15 protein-coding genes are annotated in these 17154 nt (G+C 46.3%); 7 read left to right on the forward strand and 8 right to left on the reverse strand.

Features of this window, described 5'->3' with window-relative positions; all coding sequences use genetic code 11:
- The first annotated feature begins 94 nt into the window (after positions 1-94).
- The 4 genes from A3GW_RS0102340 (at position 95) to A3GW_RS0102355 (ending at position 3923) form a co-directional block, all read left to right on the forward strand.
- Positions 95-985 carry an SPFH domain-containing protein gene (locus A3GW_RS0102340; protein WP_018367715.1) on the forward strand — a complete coding sequence of 297 codons (891 nt, stop codon included), beginning with the start codon at positions 95-97 and terminating at the stop codon, positions 983-985.
- 84 nt (positions 986-1069) lie between these two features.
- On the forward strand, positions 1070-1369 hold the full coding sequence (locus A3GW_RS0102345; RefSeq protein WP_018367716.1) for a hypothetical protein: 300 nt from the start codon (positions 1070-1072) through the stop codon (positions 1367-1369).
- 96 nt (positions 1370-1465) lie between these two features.
- Positions 1466-3298, forward strand: coding sequence for an SH3 domain-containing protein (locus A3GW_RS0102350; RefSeq protein WP_018367717.1), 1833 nt, complete (start codon positions 1466-1468; stop codon positions 3296-3298).
- Between the two features lie 25 nt (positions 3299-3323).
- Positions 3324-3923, forward strand: a complete 600-nt coding sequence (locus A3GW_RS0102355; RefSeq protein WP_018367718.1) for a DUF6287 domain-containing protein — start codon at positions 3324-3326, stop codon at positions 3921-3923.
- Positions 3924-4002: 79 nt separating this feature from the next.
- Here A3GW_RS0102355 and A3GW_RS0102360 read toward each other — a convergent pair whose 3' ends face one another.
- The 4 genes from A3GW_RS0102360 to pflB all read right to left on the reverse strand — a co-directional run bounded on the left by A3GW_RS0102360 (position 4003) and on the right by pflB (position 8323).
- Positions 4003-4767, reverse strand: a complete 765-nt coding sequence (locus A3GW_RS0102360; RefSeq protein WP_018367719.1) for an alpha/beta fold hydrolase — start codon at positions 4765-4767, stop codon at positions 4003-4005.
- Between the two features lie 45 nt (positions 4768-4812).
- Entirely contained in the window at positions 4813-5061 is a 249-nt protein-coding gene (locus A3GW_RS0102365; protein ID WP_018367720.1) for a CsbD family protein, read from the reverse strand.
- 389 nt (positions 5062-5450) lie between these two features.
- Positions 5451-5876, reverse strand: a complete 426-nt coding sequence (locus tag A3GW_RS0102370) for a DUF6568 family protein (RefSeq protein ID WP_018367721.1) — start codon at positions 5874-5876, stop codon at positions 5451-5453.
- Positions 5877-5992: 116 nt separating this feature from the next.
- Positions 5993-8323, reverse strand: coding sequence for a formate C-acetyltransferase (gene pflB, locus A3GW_RS0102375; protein ID WP_018367722.1), 2331 nt, complete (start codon positions 8321-8323; stop codon positions 5993-5995).
- Between the two features lie 207 nt (positions 8324-8530).
- Here pflB and dinB point away from each other — a divergent pair, with 207 nt between their 5' ends.
- Positions 8531-9634, forward strand: a complete 1104-nt coding sequence (gene dinB / locus A3GW_RS0102380; RefSeq protein ID WP_018367723.1) for a DNA polymerase IV — start codon at positions 8531-8533, stop codon at positions 9632-9634.
- A 60-nt stretch (positions 9635-9694) separates the two neighbouring features.
- Here the strand turns inward: dinB and A3GW_RS0102385 are convergent, their stop codons facing one another.
- The 4 genes from A3GW_RS0102385 to rnhC all read right to left on the reverse strand — a co-directional run bounded on the left by A3GW_RS0102385 (position 9695) and on the right by rnhC (position 14282).
- On the reverse strand, positions 9695-9925 hold the full coding sequence (locus A3GW_RS0102385) for a hypothetical protein (protein ID WP_169333174.1): 231 nt from the start codon (positions 9923-9925) through the stop codon (positions 9695-9697).
- 238 nt (positions 9926-10163) lie between these two features.
- Positions 10164-12650: an SF1B family DNA helicase RecD2 gene (gene recD2 / locus A3GW_RS0102390; protein ID WP_018367725.1), complete on the reverse strand. Its 2487-nt coding sequence runs from the start codon at positions 12648-12650 to the stop codon at positions 10164-10166.
- An 83-nt stretch (positions 12651-12733) separates the two neighbouring features.
- The gene (lepB, locus tag A3GW_RS0102395; protein ID WP_018367726.1) at positions 12734-13327 is read right to left on the reverse strand and encodes a signal peptidase I; all 594 of its coding nucleotides are present in this window, start codon (positions 13325-13327) and stop codon (positions 12734-12736) included.
- A gap of 7 nt (positions 13328-13334) precedes the next feature.
- Positions 13335-14282 (reverse strand): ribonuclease HIII, encoded by a 948-nt coding sequence (gene rnhC, locus A3GW_RS0102400; protein WP_018367727.1) that lies wholly within the window; start codon positions 14280-14282, stop codon positions 13335-13337.
- 665 nt (positions 14283-14947) lie between these two features.
- On the opposite strand from rnhC, the gene A3GW_RS0102405 reads away from it, so the two are divergent.
- Together A3GW_RS0102405 and A3GW_RS0102410 are read left to right on the forward strand one after the other, a co-directional pair.
- Positions 14948-16396, forward strand: coding sequence for an aminotransferase class I/II-fold pyridoxal phosphate-dependent enzyme (locus A3GW_RS0102405; RefSeq protein ID WP_018367729.1), 1449 nt, complete (start codon positions 14948-14950; stop codon positions 16394-16396).
- 94 nt (positions 16397-16490) lie between these two features.
- Positions 16491-17030: a T6SS immunity protein Tdi1 domain-containing protein gene (locus A3GW_RS0102410; protein ID WP_018367730.1), complete on the forward strand. Its 540-nt coding sequence runs from the start codon at positions 16491-16493 to the stop codon at positions 17028-17030.
- Positions 17031-17154: the final 124 nt, after the last annotated feature.

Genomic DNA, 17154 nt, shown 5'->3' on the forward strand with positions numbered 1-17154 from the left:
TCCAAGCACTAGCAACCGATTTTTACTTGCAAATTTTTGTCAAAAAGCGTATACTAAATCTATCATCATAACTAATGAAAAGGAGGACAGTTTGATGCCATTTCAACTCATTTTTCTCATCTTATTCCTATTTTTTGTGATAGGGATTATCGCTAGCACCCTTTATGTGGTGCGCCAGCAGACGGTGGTTATCATCGAGCGCTTTGGTAAATACCAAAAAACAGCAACGTCAGGTATTCACCTGCGTTTACCCTTTGGTATTGACAATATCGCTGCCCGCATCCAGTTGCGTGTCTTGCAAAACGATATGGTTGTGGAGACCAAGACCAATGACAACGTGTTTGTGACCATGAATGTAGCCACCCAGTACCGCGTCGATGAACAAAACGTGATGGACGCCTACTATAAACTCATGCGACCAGAGGAACAAATCAAGTCCTATATCGAGGATGCCCTGCGTTCTTCTGTACCGAAATTAACCTTGGACGAACTCTTTGAGAAAAAAGACGAAATCGCCCTTGAAGTGCAACATCAGGTGGCTGAGGAAATGTTCAGCTACGGCTACATCATCGTCAAAACCCTGATTACCAAGGTTGAGCCAGATGCCGAAGTTAAGCAGTCCATGAATGAAATCAATGCTGCCCAACGTAAACGTGTGGCCGCTCAGGAGCTTGCCAATGCAGACAAGATTAAAATCGTAACTGCTGCTGAGGCAGAGGCTGAAAAAGATCGCCTGCACGGGGTCGGTATTGCTGAGCAACGTAAGGCTATTGTGGACGGTTTAGCAGATTCTATTCAAGAACTCAAAGATGCTAACATCAGTTTGACTGAGGAGCAGATTATGTCTATTCTCTTGACCAACCAATATCTGGACACGCTCAATACTTTTGCTAGTTCTGGTAGCCAGACCATTTTTCTACCGAGCACACCTCAAGGGATTGATGACATTCGGACACAGATTTTATCAGCACTGAAAGCGAAATAAAGATTGTTTGAACAGTTTTTACCTTGATGCTTTGGGAAATAGCAGAGCGCCAATCGTTAGTAACTAAGAAAACAGGAGGTTTCTATGCTTGAGTCAATTCTCTCACAACCTAATAGCCCCTTGTGGTACTGGTATGTGATGTTCATTTTTGGTCCTGCCTTTGTTTTGGGCTGGTGGGGATTGCTGGGTATGTTGCTATTGCACCTCATCATCTTTGCAAGCCTCTATACCAGTTATCGTAAACGCCAAGCAGGGAAAACTCAGCCCCTCTGGCGACGTTTGTTAAGCCTGTTAGGCTTGATCATTTTGACCAATATCCTCTCTGGGGTACTCGTCTATGGCGGTCTTTGGCTCTACGGAGGGGTGGTGAGTCTACTAAGTTAAAACTAAATCTAAAAAAATTTCCTTAACATTGATTTTTTTAACTGTTCTTTACGAATAGTAAGGTGTCAACAGAAAAAATCAATAAAAGGAGATGACATGTTCACACATTCTCAACTTAATCGCTTTGCTATCCGCAAGTATGCTGTCGGTGTTTGCTCGGTTTTGGTTGCTAGCTTAACCTTTTTAGGAGCAGCTCATGTTTCAGCTGATGAGCTTTCCTCATCAGCCAATTCAGCGACAGTAAGCCTTGTTCAAATCGGAGAGCCTACCACTGACCAGTCGGAGCCTGTATCTGGTTTAGATACTGCGTTAGCTGGGTCTGCGACGAATGACTCACCACAAACAACTCTTGAAGAGGTCAAAAAAGATGGGCTAGTTGTGACGAATCAGCAGGATACCAAAGAAACATCTGAACCTCAGATTCCAGTAGTTGCCCCATCACCCCAGTCACTAGAAACTAACGCAGCAGCAGTTAGCGTAGCAGAAGCTGCTACGTTAAAAACGAGTGTAACAGTGGCCAATCCAACAGATCCTAGCTCTGCTATTGACAAAACGGTTGAGACGATTGAACCCAAGAAGGAATTGTCGCAACCAACCGAAACGATAGCGCCAACAGTTCCAGTGACTGAGCAACAGAAAACTCCAGACCAACAGCCTAAACCAGCTTCAGCAACACAAACCGTTCAGCCGAGCCTGACGCCGTCCAGTCGCACTGCTTTTCGAACATCAACCAGAGCAGCTGGTGCCCTAGGTGATACCTACCCAGCAAAATGGAAGAACTTAGATCCAGATAGCAACATTGATGATTGGGGCATGTATGTGCGCAATTGCACTTCCTTTGTTGCTCATCGCCTCAGCGCGGTCAATAAATTTGAACTACCACGTGCTTATGGCAATGCTGAGGCCTGGGGAAATCGGGCAAGATCAGAAGGTTATCGTGTTGATGAGTCTCCTGTCTTAGGCGCTGTTGCCTGGTCAGCTGCTGCACCTGATAACTGGGGTTACGGGCATGTCGCCTGGGTTGCTGCGGTCAATGGTGACATGGTCACTGTAGAAGAATATAACTACGGTAAACGTTATGCCTACAATAGCCGTACTGTTCACAAAAGTAGTTTTACAGGTTATATCCATTTTAAGGATTTAGCTTCAAAGACAAACACACCATCAACCCCAGCACCAGCAGCACCTCAGACCTCACATAACTTGCCAGCTCAGGGGACTTACACCTTTACCCAGCGGTCAGGTGTCAAGAGTGAACCGAAACAAGCAGCGGCGGATTTGGATTTCTACGAGGTTGGTGAAAAAGCCAACTATGATAAACTGGTTGAGAGCGACCAGAAACTGTGGATTAGTTACCTCAACTATAAAGGTAGCCGTAGTTACGTTGCCATTCGTGATTTGGCACCTGTTGCCACAACAGGCACCATTAACGTTCAAAATAAAAACAATCAAACCGGTGATTTTGATGTTCTGATTACTAATGTCAATCATTCTCAAGGCATCAAAGAAGTCAAAGTACCGATCTGGTCAGATAAGAACGGACAGGACGATATCATCTGGTATGTCGCACAAGCTCAAGGGAATAACACCTATAAGGTTTCTGTGAAAAATAGCCAGCACAAGTCTGACACAGGCACTTATCATATCCATCTCTATTATCAGCAAACAGATGGGCAATTAAAAGGTGTGGGTGGCACAACAACAGTTGTTGAAAAAGTTGCACCAGCTCCAAGCTTGCCATCCAGTGGCACCTATCGTTTTACCACAACTCAGCCGATTAAAAACCAGCCAAGCCTAGCTTCGGCAACTATTGATCACTACTATGCAGGAGAAACGGTTAACTATGACCGTACGTTGACGGCGGAAGGACGCCAATGGCTGAGCTATATCAGTCGAAGCGGGGTTCGACGCTACATCCCAATTAACTAAGTTATTTATGGAAAGGATGACACTCATGTCTAAAACAGCAAAAATTTCAAAAACCGTCCTACTATTAGGTCTTCTAACCAGCGTTGCAACCTTGACAGCCTGCGGTAAAAAAGAAGCAACCACCACCACAGCCTCATCAAGTGTCACAAAAACGAGTCAGTCATCTTCAAAAGAAAAAGTGACCACCTCACCAGCGACTGAGGCAACCTCAGAAGCCACTGAGGCTGAAACAGCCACTTCTGAAACGGCGTCTTCAACTGCAACAACCAGTACCTTTAATCTGGATGCTATCGTGGCTGGTGACTTTAGCTCAATTGCAGGAACTTGGGCAAATGCCAACGGTAAAACAGTTGTGATTGAAGGAGATAAACTGATTTTTGAGACAGAAGGAGAGTCAGATCCTAATCAGTATAATCTGATTGAATCACAAAATCTTCATGAGGAGGGGCGTGTAGGTGCTTCCATTGGCTTCTATAACAACGGCGAGCGTCAAGGAGGGATTGTTTTATCAATCGTTCCAGCAGGTGTTCCTAATATTCTTGGTGAAGTAAGTGACCAAGATCATCTTGAAATGGGACACATGCCGACGACTGCTGATTCTGGGGAACATTTTTTCCGTCAATAAAGCTCTGACCTGAGATGCTATCATCACGACATCGACATAAAAGCAGTGGGACATCGTATCCAACTGCTTTTTAGATATTTTAGATAAAGTTTTTATCTGTTAGCCAATGCTTGATTACCCGAAGTGTCTGATTTTGGAATTTTCCAGACTCGTACATGTGGTCAGCTCCCGTGATGGAGACGAGTACAGAGTCTTTATGATTTTTAGCAGTTTTTCGGGCAATAGCAGAGACGGTCATCTTGTCCTCACTACCTGTAATGACAAGTACAGGACAAGAGATTTTATGAAAGTCTACCCGACCAGCTCGGCTATTATCCAGAAAAGGAAAGGCCATTTGAGTATAGACCTTACCAGATTCTGGTACCAAATCCTTGAACAAGTCCTCCTTGATGGCGTCGTCTTGGGCATTGAGGCAGTAGCGGAAGAACTCATCCTTATAAGGTGGCATTGCCTTTTTCCAAAAGCCCCAACGCAGAAAATGCTTGATAAAACAGCGAATCATCGTCGGGTAAAGTGCAAAAATATCTGCAGTCGGAGCAGGTCCCATCAGGATCATCCCAGCGACAGGCGTGCGTTCGGCAACCATCTGAGCGAGTAAGCAGCCTAAGGAGTGCCCCAGTAAAAGGGGTGGCTGTTCTAAACTGTTGACAAGGTCGACCAAATCATCTGTATAATCTTGGAGACTGAGAGCACCGACTTTTTCAGCAACCTCGTCGTAAGGTAGGTCATGATAACGTAGGCTTGGCGTGTGGACGCGGCAACCAAATTGCTCTAGCTGAGTAGCAAAGTTTCCCCATACCTTCCCGGAGCACCATGTGCCATGAATTAAAACAATGTCTTGCATATCCTATTCCCCATTAAAAAGAGCCTTTATCGGCTCTTTTTATGATTAAAGCTTGTTTTTCAAACTTTCAACAGCACCTTCGACAGCCTCTTTGGCATCGTTGGCCAAGTCTTTAGACTTCTCAACAGCATCTTCTAAGCCTTTTTTAGCATCTGCTGCAACTTCCTTAGCCTTGCCAACAAGATTGTCAACAACGCCTTCTGTTTCTAATTTTTTATCACCAAGAACCTTACCAGCTAATTCTTTGGCTGAGCCAGTCACTTGGTCTAATTTTGCATCTAATTTATCAAACATTTGATAACCTCCTTTAGTTGATAGATCTATTATACCATAGTTTCATAATTTATGAAAACGTTTTGTTTAATAAGAAATGAGCGCTTGCCTGATTTAGATAGGCGATTAACTTCCTGTTGTTGTCTGGCTGCTAGACAGCTCAGATAGATAGCTGTAGGTCGGTTGATATGGCAGGTTGCGAGGAGAAAGCTCGTTATCGTTAGGCGTGTCGCTCCACTGAGCTATTTGTTGGTCAACCTGCTGTGCAAGTCATGACTTGAATGTTAAGAAAGTATTAATGAACGGCGTAGGGTAATGCCAAGCCTTTCAAAAACGATATTTTAGTTGGTAACAATCAGAAAAGCAAGAGGCTAGGACTTTTGTCCCAGCCTCGTTGAGGTGTACAGCCATTAGGTTAAATTGGTGGTCAGAAATTCTAGTAATTGGCTGATGTCAGCTCGCCAATCGTTATGATAGACAGCAATTTGTTTCCGATTGCTGAATTTAGCGAGGTAGGCATGAGAGCGAATGGCGTACTTTTTGGAAAAAGTTTTATAGGCTTGAGCATTAATACCTTTGACATTAAGGTACAAGATGGGAGCAGAAGCAGTTTCAACTTCATGCAGTTGAGCCAGTGCCAACTGAGCATCAACGTTATCGTCACGACCGATAAAAAGGTAAAAGGTTTCTTTGGCGCTTATCCTAGCCCTCACAGTGTCGAGGTTGACCTCCTGGATGGCCTGTGGATTTGAGGTGTCAATGGTTTGGGCCATAGCTGAGCTGAACCAGCCAGCTAGACCAAGTAAACTAATAAAGAGTAGTAGCATTTTTTTCATTTCTTTTTTCCTCCCAATAGGGTATTCGTAAATGGAGGAGGAAATTTTGTCTTTGCTCTGCTATTTTCCCTAAAACATCAAAAAAATCCCAGCTTATGCTGAGATTTTTTAGTTGATTACAACCCTAAGAGTTCTTTAGCGTGGTCATCCATTGATAGAACTTCGTGGAAGACACGTTGGGTGAGCTCAGTTTTTTGCTCTTTGGTTAAGTACTTGGTGTTAACACAGTAGCCTGAGATACGAACGATAACGTCTTCACCACGCATGATGCTGTCGTAGACATCTTGTAAGTCCATAACGTTCAAGTTAACGTGCTGACCACCCTCTTCAAAGTAGGCGTCAAGGATAGTCACCAAGTTACCAACTTGCTCATCAAAGGTCTTACCAAGCGCTTTTGGAGATACCTGAGTAGTTAGTGAGATACCATCGTTAGCGTGTGAGAAGTCAAGTTTCTTGAGGGAGTTGAGGTTTTGCAACCAGCCACCACGAGATTTAGATGTTGGGTTAGCACCTGGTGGGAAGAATTCTACTTTAGATGTGTTGACTGAACCATCTTCGTTGAGGAATACACCACGGTGAACTGGTGAGTTACCAGTTTGTTTAGAGTAAGCCACGTTTGAGGTGATGGTCAAGATTGACACAGCTGCTTCAGCATTTTTGTAGAGTTTGTGACGAGCCAAGCGAGTGTAGAAGGCTTCCATCAACCATTTTGCGATGTCATCTACACGGTCATCGTCCTCACCGTAGCGTGGGAAGTCACCGTTTACTTCGTAGTCATAGATAAATCCAGTTTCATCACGGATTGGTTTTACTTCAGCATATTTGATAGCAGACAGGGAGTCAACAGTGTTGGCAAAGCCACAGATACCGAAGCCCATGTTAGCGCGCAGGTGAGTTGGCAAGAAGGCCATTTGCACGGCTTCGTAGTTGTATTTGTCAGTCATGTAGTGGATGATGTTCATGGCATCCACGTAAGTGTCTGTCAACCAGTCAAGAGCTTTTTCAAAGTTAGCGATAACTTCATCGTACTCAAAGATTTCTGAGTTGTTTGGCTCAACCACATCAAAGACCTTGTAGTCTTTATGCACATCGTCGTAACCGTTGTTCCAAGATGAGAGCAGAGCTTTCAACACGTTTACACGGGCACCGAAGTACTGGATGTTATGGCGTTTTTCTTCACTTTCTGGGTCAAGTGGTGACACACAGCAAGAGATACAGCTCATTTCACCGTAGCCGTCTTTAGCCATGGTGGTTACACCTTCATACTGGATAGAAGAATGTTTGTGGCTCATAGCCATACAGTAGCGACGGAAGGCGTATGGCAACTGGTCTGACCAAAGAACGGTCAAGTTTGGCTCTGGTGAGTTACCGATGTTGTCGAGAGTGTGCAAGAAGCGGTAATCCATCTTAGTGACACGGTGACGGCCATCGTTACCCATACCAGCCATAGAAGTGGTTAAGAAGGTTGGGTCACCTGAGTAGATTTCGTCGAAGGCTTTGGTACGAGCAAATTTTACCGTACGAAGTTTAAGAACGAAATCGTCAACGAATTCTTGGATTTCGCTTTCGGTGTAGGTACCGCGAGCCAAGTCACGCTCAGAGTAAATGTCAAGAACGATTGGCACACGACCGAGAGAAGTTGCTGCACCGTTAATGACACGACAGACAGACATAAAGGCGATGTTGACCCATTGGATAGCTTCTTTGGTGTCAAAAGCAGGGCGACGCACGTCAAGACCATAGAGGTCACCGAGTTTCACCACGTCTTGCAAGGCTTGGTACTGGAGGTTAATTTCTTCACGAAGACGAGTGGTTTCTTCATCGATGTCTGTGATGGCGTTCCAGTCGTTAACTTTTTCTTGCATGAGGTAGTCTGCACCGTAGAGGGCAAGACGAGCATACATACCGATGATACGACCACGAGAGTAAGCATCTGGCAGACCTGATACGTGGTGGCTGTGACGGGCACGACGAATGTCAGCAGTGTAAGCGCGGAAGATACCATCGTTTACTGTTGTCGCATGCTTGGTGTAAATCTCATGAAGAAGTGGGTCAGGCGTGTAACCATTCTCAATCAGAGTGGTTTCAGCCATGCGGATACCACCGCGTGGCATGAAGTTAAGTTTGAAGAGTTCATCGTTTTGGATACCGAAAATCAACTCGTTATCTTTATCGATGAAACCTGCAGGAATACCTGCGATGGAAGTAGCACGGTCGATATCCATTGGGAAACGAGTATCTTCGTAGTGTGCTTTGGTTTCTTCGATGATTTTTTTGATTTTCAAAGAACGCTCAGTCACAGGAGCAAGGAAGCTCTCGTCACCATCGTAAGGGTTGTAGTTAGCTTGAACAAAACGAGTAACGCTTGCTTTGTCACGCCAGTCAGTTCCCTTAAAGCCTTCCCAGGCTTTTTCAAAAACATCAGTGTTTGTTGTTACTTTTGCCATGTCGGTCTCCTTTTGTGTTATATTGACAAGTTTATTATATCACAACGCAAGCGTTATCAGCAAGAGAAAACAAGGTTTGTGAAGAAGTTCTTTAATAATACAGTTCTAGTCAAAAGTCTAACTGTACTATAAAATTGTTTTATTTGCAGAAAATCCTAGAAATCGTATAATAGTAAAGAGAACGAACGTGCCTAGAAAGGAGCAGCCATGTTGATTTTCCCCCTCATCAATGACACCTCACGCAAGATTATCCACATTGATATGGATGCTTTTTTTGCGGCGGTGGAAGTGCGGGACAACCCTAGCCTGCGTGGCAAGCCTGTGATTATTGGTGCTGACCCTCGAGAAACAGGTGGACGTGGGGTGGTCTCGACCTGCTCCTACGAGGCTAGGGCCTTTGGTGTTCGCTCTGCCATGTCCAGTAAAGAAGCCTATGATCGTTGCCCTCAAGCGGTCTTCATCTCTGGCAATTACAGCAAGTATCAGGAGGTTGGGCGTCAGGTGCGGGAGATTTTTGCCCGTTACACGGACAAGATTGAGCCCATGAGCATCGATGAGGCTTATCTGGATGTGACGGCTAATAAGCTGGGCATCGCATCGGCTGTTAAGATTGCCAAGATGATTCAGTACGACGTTTGGCAGGAGTTGCAGCTCACCTGCTCGGCTGGCGTGTCCTACAATAAATTTCTAGCCAAATTAGCCAGTGATTTTCAAAAGCCAGCTGGCTTGACCTTGATTTTACCTGAGGAGGCGGAAGGGTTTCTGGCAAACCTGCCCATTGAAAAATTTCATGGGGTTGGCAAGAAAACGGTTGAACGCTTGCATGAGATGGGGGTCTTTACAGGCAAGGATTTACAAGGGTTGTCAGAGATGGTTCTCATTGATCAGTTTGGGCGGTTCGGCTATGACCTCTATCGCAAGGCCAGAGGCATTTCCAACAGCCCTGTCAGAACCGACCGTGTTCGCAAGTCCATCGGCAGTGAGCGGACCTATGCGAAGCTCCTTTACGCTGATGAGGATGCCAAAGTCGAAATCAGCAAAAATGCTAAGCGTGTGGCGGCTACTCTAGCCAAACATGGCAAACAAGGCAGAACCATCGTCCTCAAGGTGCGTTACGCAGACTTTTCCACGTTAACCAAACGCCGCACCCTAGATGAGGCAACGGCTCATTTTGAGGTGATTGAAAGAATCGCTTATGACATTTTTGATGAATTGGTGGAAAATACCTCAGGGATACGGCTCCTGGGAGTGACTGTAACAGGCTTGGAAAGCGATGATGGCAGGCTGGATCTCCTGGAAAGACAAGAATAAGCCTAGATTTGAGTAGTGTTTAACGACCTATCTAGGCTTTGTTACTATCAGTCAGGAGATTTACTCATCATCCGTGATTTCGTCACATTTTTTCAGAATACGTTTGAAGGCCATAAAAACATGAAAAGAAGGAACAAATAAGAAGGGTACTGCCCCATGCCAGCCATTTAGGTAGAGGATAATAAAGAAACCCGCAAAGTAAAGGATATGAGCGAGGGCAAGTCTTCTACCCTCTTGGTAAATATAATCCTTCATAACTGAATACTTCTTTTTGTTTGAAATCACTTTCATTTCGTTGTATACTAATAAAAAACAACTAGTTGGTATTGTCAGTGGTATAGTGAGAATGCTTCTCAGTTATGGTATGGGGTATCTTCTTTCCGAGTATTGTTTCCATTGTAATGGGAACTATTTCCCTGCACCTAATTATATAGGGTATGTCACAACGAGAACAAGCTTCTCAAACTTCTAAAAAAATAAAAGTTAGCAGGTTCTTGAATTAGGAGAATCTGCTAACTTTTTGTTGAATTCAATTCTGAACAGCTCCAAAAAACTGTTCAATATCTGCCTCGGTTAGTCCGATCATAGGGTCTATGGTCAGGAGATTTTGCCGAGTCAGGGTATAGGTTTCTGGTGTGTTGGGTGGGCTTGTTTCAAGTGTAGTGCTTTTTTTCGCTGGATGAGTGGTCTGAGGGTCTGTCACAGGGCTTGGTACTGATTGCAGCGTTTCAGTGCCAGCAGTTGTCTGGTTTAGGGTGTCGGTCAGCTTGTCGGTGGTCTTGTCTGTCTCTGCTTGTTCTGCTCGGCTATTTTCCCCTAAAAAGCGCTCAACCAAGTAGGTAGCCCGCAGGCTCCCTTGAGTGCGCACAGCCTGATCGAAGGCTGCCACCTCACCCAACATGACCAGTTTGCTCTTGGCGCGTGTGATGGCCGTGTAGAGGAGGTTGCGCTGGAGCATGCGGCTGGCTCCTCGGGTAATCGGCAGGATTACAACAGAAAATTCACTGCCCTGGGACTTGTGGATGCTCATGGCGTAGGCCAAGGTGATTTTGCCCCAATCCTTGCGGGGGTAGGTGACCTCATTGCCGTCAAAGGCGATGGTCAGCTCATCCTGCTTACTATCGGTGTACTTTGCAAGTTCCAGCTGAGTGATGACACCGATGTCGCCATTGAACACATTGCTTTCAGGGTCATTGACCAGGTGCAGGACCTTGTCGCCCTCCCGAAAGAGGGTCTCGTTAAAGGCAAACTCCAGCTGGTCATCTTTAGGATTGATCAGGTTCTGAAGTAGCTGATTGAGTACGGTGATGCCAGCTGGTCCTCGATACATGGGGGCCAGCACTTGGATGTCTTGGGGAGCGATGCCGCTCCTCATGGCAGAGCTGACAATCTTGGTCACCATGTCTGGGATAAACTGGGCTTGGGCTTCAAAGTAGGAGCGATCAGCCTTTTTCTGTGTAAAGTCTGCAGGCAAGCTGCCGGCCTTCATCTGACTGGCCAAGGTGACAATGGTTGAGTCATCAGACTGGCGGAAGATTTTGGTCAGAGCGACTTGGGAGAGGTTATCGACCTTGAGGAGGTCAGCCAGTACCTGACCAGGACCGACCGATGGCAGCTGGTCACTGTCGCCCACGATAATCAGCTGGGTATTGGACGAGATGGCTGCAAAGAGTTGGTTGGCTAACCAAGTATCCACCATCGAAAACTCATCCACGATGACCAAATCAGCGTCCAAATAATCATCTAAGGTCTGGTAGTCCCCTTCAGTGGTCAAGCCCAGATGCCGATGAATGGTCGCCGCTGGTAGCCCTGTTAACTCAGTCATCCGCCTAGCGGCTCGGCCTGTCGGTGCTGCCAGCACAATCGGCAGATCTCGGGCCTCCATATTTAGCCCGTGAAGTTTGCCATAGGCGGATAAGATGCCGTTGATGACGGTCGTCTTACCTGTTCCAGGCCCACCGGTTAGTATAAAGACCTTGCTGTTGAGGGCTTGGGCGATGGCGTCTTTTTGCGTCTGGTCGTAGCTGATACCTAGCTCGTCTTGAACCCTAACGATAGTATCATCTAGCTCCTCATCGGCAATCGGCTCACCGAGATGATTGTCCAAGAGCCGTGTCAGATGGCGGTGGATGCCCTGTTCCGCAAAGTAGAGGCTGTTGTCAAAAATCTTAGTCTCAATCTGCTGAACCTTGTCTTCAATAATGAGGTCCGATAACTCTTGGGCGACTTGAGCAGGATCAATTTCAACCTGCCGCGCGTCTTCGAGTAGGTAGAGGGCGCGCTCCAGTAACTGTTTGGCCTCCATGTAGGTGTCTCCTGTCTCCAGACAGCCCTCCAAGAGGCTGTGAAAGAGTGCTGCCCGAAACCGTTGCGGCGACTGGCTATCAATTCCCAGCTGTTCTGCCAGCTGGTCAGCTGTCTTAAAACCGATGCCCTGAATGTCCTCGACCAGCTGATAGGGATTTTCCTGCACGAGACTCAGGCTCTTGTCCTTGTACTTGTCGACAATTTGAAGGGCAAAGCGGGTGGAGAGACCGTATTCCGCTAGTTTGGAGAGGATCTGCTCCGTTCCATAATTGACTTTCAGGGTGGCTAGAAATCCTTCGCGTTTGACCTTGGACAAACCTGTGATGGTCGCTAGGCGCTCGGGGGCTTCCAAGATTCGGTCGATGGTGTCTTCATCACCGTAAGTGGCCACGATTTTTTCGGCAATTTTCTTGCCGATACCCTTGAATTGGTCAGAAGAGAAGTACTTGACCAAGCCAGATGCCGATGGTTTGGCGCGCTCGTAGCGGGTCACCGCCAACTGTTCTCCGTAGCGGGGGTGCTGGGTGAGATTGCCCCAGAAGGTATACTGCTCTCCCTCTACAACTTCAGCGATAGTGCCGGTCACGATAATCTCGACATCATCAAAATCGCTATCGGTCTCCTCAATAGTCAGTAGAATAATCTTGAAAAAATTACTGGCATTTTCAAAAATCACCCGTTCAATAGTACCTGAAAAATAAGTTTCCATACTTGTCCTTGTTTTACTTTTTTTCTATTATAGCACAAAAGAAAATCAGATGATGGGGCTCATCATCTGACATTCTACTTACTCTAATCAATTGTCCCTAAACTGTTAAATGGCCAGAAACGGAACATCACTTCACCTATGATATTCTCCCGCTTAAAAGTACCGACATGGCGACTGTCTTTTGAAACAATCCGATCGTCACCGATAAGGAAATACTCGCCTTCAGGTACAGTTACCGTAAAATCGGCATTGCCTGTAGCATCAGCAGTGAAACTCGGTGATGCGAGGGCTAACTCTTGAAAGAGTTTGCTGTAGGCATAGGTACTCTGTAGCTTGTCTTCTTGGAATTTTGCCATGAATTCAGCCAGATAGGGCTCGTTCGTCTCAATCCCGTTGATGGTCAAGATGTCGTTATGGTAGCTAATAGTGTCTCCAGGCATGCCAACAACGCGTTTGACGATTCGCTTGGTTTCGCCATTTGCTTCTTCTTGAGCAACAACAATATCAAAGCGATCGATCGGTGTGACCTTGAGGACGAAAAGGCGATCACCGTGGGCAAGGGTTGGATCCATGGAATGCCCATCAACTTGGACATTGACAAAAATAAAGAGCCAAGCCAAGAGCATCAGGGTCATGGTGAGGATAAAGCTTCCCCATTCTTTCATAAAGTTTTTCATTGATAGTTCACCTTTTCTTTAACAAATTGTATGCTTTTTGTGTATTTTTGAAATGCCATTTGGCTACTTGTGTCAAACCATCCTGACCAAACCGGGCTAGAATCTGGCTGGCAACCTTGTCAGAAGCTGTGCCTGCGCCACTGGGCAACGTTAAACCAATCTGCTGGCTCAAGCTGTCCAGATTATCCAGAAACAGTTTGCGGGCGATGATTGAACTCGCTGCCACAGCCAGATATTGACTTTCTGCTTTTTGAATGAGGCTGATGGGCTGATGGAACTGGTTAACCTCCTGCCGCAGGTACTTGCGGTAGTTGCTCTCGCTGGTAAAAGCATCAATGACGATGGCTTCTGGCTCACTCACTTCCTGCAAGAGCAGGAAAATTGCCTGATTGTGGAGGGCGACCTTAACGGAGACGGCGTTATGCCTGAGCCCTTCACCGACCACTTGATTGTATTTTTTCGGGGTCAATAGCAGAGCTTTGTGGGGGATTTTTTCTTCCAACAAGGGAGCGATTTGCCTGATTTTTTGGTCGGTCAGGGTCTTTGAGTCCCCAACGCCCAGCTGTCTTAGCCAAGTATGGTCACTAGGCGTGACATAGCTAGCCACAACTGCTAGACCGCCAAAGTAAGACCCGTTCCCCACCTCGTCAGACCCGATCAAACTGAGCTGATTGCTGGGTTGACCAGTAGCGGTCGGTCTGGTTGAGTTGCTAATGGCTGTGTTTTTGCTTGAGGCCTGCTCAGCCATTTCCATAAAGCCCAAATCCGCTGCCACTGCCTGTGCCTGACTACCTTGAATCAGGAGTTTGCCTGAGGCGTAGAGGGTTAGGGTGCAGCCCTTGAGTTTAGCAACTGTCAGGGCATGGGCGTTTTGATGAGCCACCGCGTAGGGGGCAAGGGTGTGCTGTGCTGTTGTCAGAGCCGTCGGCGCAAGCTCAAAAACCAGATGTGTCATGTTTCTATTGTATCATAAAGTTGCCTAGCTTGCTGGCTCGAAAATGATGATTTTGAAACTTTTTTTAGCGTTCGGGAATTGCTGATTTCTAAATTTTTTTAGTGACAGATTCTTGTTTTTTGACTCGAAACATGTTACACTAATCAAGACTAGAAGTTTAGCAGCAATGTTTTCTAGCAAATAATGCCCTTTATAAGCCGACGGACAGGCGGGGCAGTAGCCGAAGCGTGGTCAATATGACCACATTATTGATTGAGGTCGAACGTCTGTTCACTATCGAGCTAGTGCTTGAGCTCCTCCTTTGAGTGTCACTCGTCGTTAAACTTTTTCGCCGTATGCTCAGTATGGTTGTAAAAGTTTGTCTAGATTGACATCACATGAGCCGCTCATCCGACAAGCTCGCCGATGTGATCATTTGTTCTAAAGCTCGATTTTATAAGTTGATGACTGACCTTGCTTCAGTCACTATAAGCAGCTGTGGGGGTAAGCCCACAATCATCTTGTGAAACGGTCAATAAAGTACGTGATATTTGCATTGAGAGTAGGAAACATTAGGCACATAAACTCAAGATAAAAACCAACGTCATAAACCCAATGGACAGGATGAGTTTATCCTGTTCTTTTTTTGTTTCACGCTATTCCCTTAACCTTGGAAAGGAGTTGTCATGACCCCATTAGATCAGAACCGAGCCCCCATTTACCAAGGGCTGGTCAATTTGCGCAAGAAGCGTATCGTTCCGTTTGACGTGCCAGGACACAAGCGCGGCCGCGGTAACCCAGAACTGGTGGAGCTCTTGGGGGAGAAGTGTGTTGGCATTGATGTCAACTCCATGAAGCCCTTGGACAATTTAGGACACCCTGTCTCCATCATCCGTGAGGCTGAGGAGTTGGCTGCCGAGGCCTTTGGTGCGGCGCATGCCTTTCTCATGATTGGCGGCACGACCTCCTCGGTGCAGAGCATGATTCTTGCCACCTGCAAGGCTGGCGACAAGATTATTTTGCCGCGCAACGTCCACAAGTCTGCCATCAATGCCCTGGTGCTATGCGGTGCCATTCCCATCTATGTAGAGATGAGCGTTCAACCTCAGATTGGCATTGCCTTGGCTTTAGAGACCGACCGCTTGGCTGCGGCCATAGCAGAGCATCCTGATGCGGTTGCCGTCCTGGTCAACAACCCGACCTACTACGGCATTTGTTCAGACCTGAGAGCCTTGACGGAGCTGGCGCATGCGCATGGCATGACCGTCTTGGTTGATGAAGCTCACGGTGCTCATCTGGGCTTTACAGATCACCTGCCCTTGTCTGCTATGGAAGCAGGAGCTGACATGGCGGCTGTGTCCATGCACAAATCTGGCGGTAGCCTGACCCAGTCGTCGCTCCTTTTGGTCGGTGAGGGGGTTAATGCGGAATACGTTCGCCAGATCATCAACCTAACCCAGTCGACCTCGGCCTCCTACCTGCTCCTGTCCAGTTTGGACATTTCCCGCCGTAACCTCGCCCTGCGTGGGCAGGCTTCCTTTGAGCGTGTGATTGAGATGGCGGAGTATGCCAGACGGGAGATTAACGCCATCGGTGGCTACTATGCCTACGGCAAGGAGCTGATTGATGGGGTGACTGTCCATGATTTTGACGTGACCAAGCTGTCCGTTTACACACAGGGTATCGGCCTGACAGGGATTGAGGTCTACGACTTGCTCCGAGATGAGTATGACATTCAGATTGAGTTTGGGGATATTGGCAATATTCTGGCTTACATTTCCATCGGTGATCGCCTGCAAGACATTGAGCGTCTGGTGGGAGCGTTAGCAGACATCAAGCGGCTATATGCGCGGGATGGGAGTGACCTGATAGCTGGAGAATACATCCAGCCCCAGCTCGTGCTATCTCCCCAAGAAGCCTTCTACGCCAAGCGCAAGCGTCTTCCGCTAGCGTCTGCGGTTGGTCAGGTCTGCGGTGAGTTCGTCATGTGCTACCCGCCAGGCATTCCCCTCCTTGCCCCAGGCGAGCGGGTGACCCAGGACATTGTGGACTATATCCAATTTGCCAAGGAGCGCGGTTGCTCGCTCCAGGGAACAGAAGACCCTGATGTGGAGATGATTAATGTGATTGAATAAAGATGAATTAGCTAGTCGTATCTTGTCTGACCTACTAGGTCAGCAGGTGACTACTCAGATAATTCAGTTAACGACCTGAAGTTTAAGTCTGATAATGAAACAAGAAGATTTTAGAAAAATATCAGATATGCCCACAGAGGTGATTGAAAAATATGGTCCTCGAGTACCCGAAGAACTCGTTCAAATCTGGAAAGAGTATGGACTAGGAACTTTTTTGAATGATTACCTCAAAATAATCAACCCAGATGACTATAAAGAATTTGTCAAGGAAACGTATTGTCGAGGTGAGTCGTCACTCCCAATTTTTATAACTGCGTTTGGAGACATCATCATTCTAGAAGAAAATAAATATTTGAGATTAATTCGATATAAAGAGGGTGATTTTGTATCTATTCTGGAAAATATGTATTATTTTTTAGAGGATTTAGAGGATGAAGAACTTTTAGAAGATTATTTCGAAATTCCTCTGTATGAAGAAGCGATTACTCGATTTGGTTCTCTGAGCTATGACCAGTGTTTTGGTTTTGTCCCCTTATTAGGATTGGGTGGCAAAAAACATGTCGATAATCTGGATAAGGTAAAAACCAGAGAACATCTGCAGCTCATCGTTGAACTTGTGGGAGGCGTGTTCTAACTCTGAGTAGGTAGATGCTAAGGTCTGAGCTTGAAAATATAAAGCGAAGACGCTTGTTGTTACAAATAGAAAAAAGTTTTAGAAAGGAATTGAACACGGGACTACTTTTCTAGGAAAAATGATA

Source organism: Streptococcus entericus DSM 14446 (assembly GCF_000380025.1).
Taxonomy (GTDB): Bacteria; Bacillota; Bacilli; order Lactobacillales; family Streptococcaceae; genus Streptococcus; species Streptococcus entericus.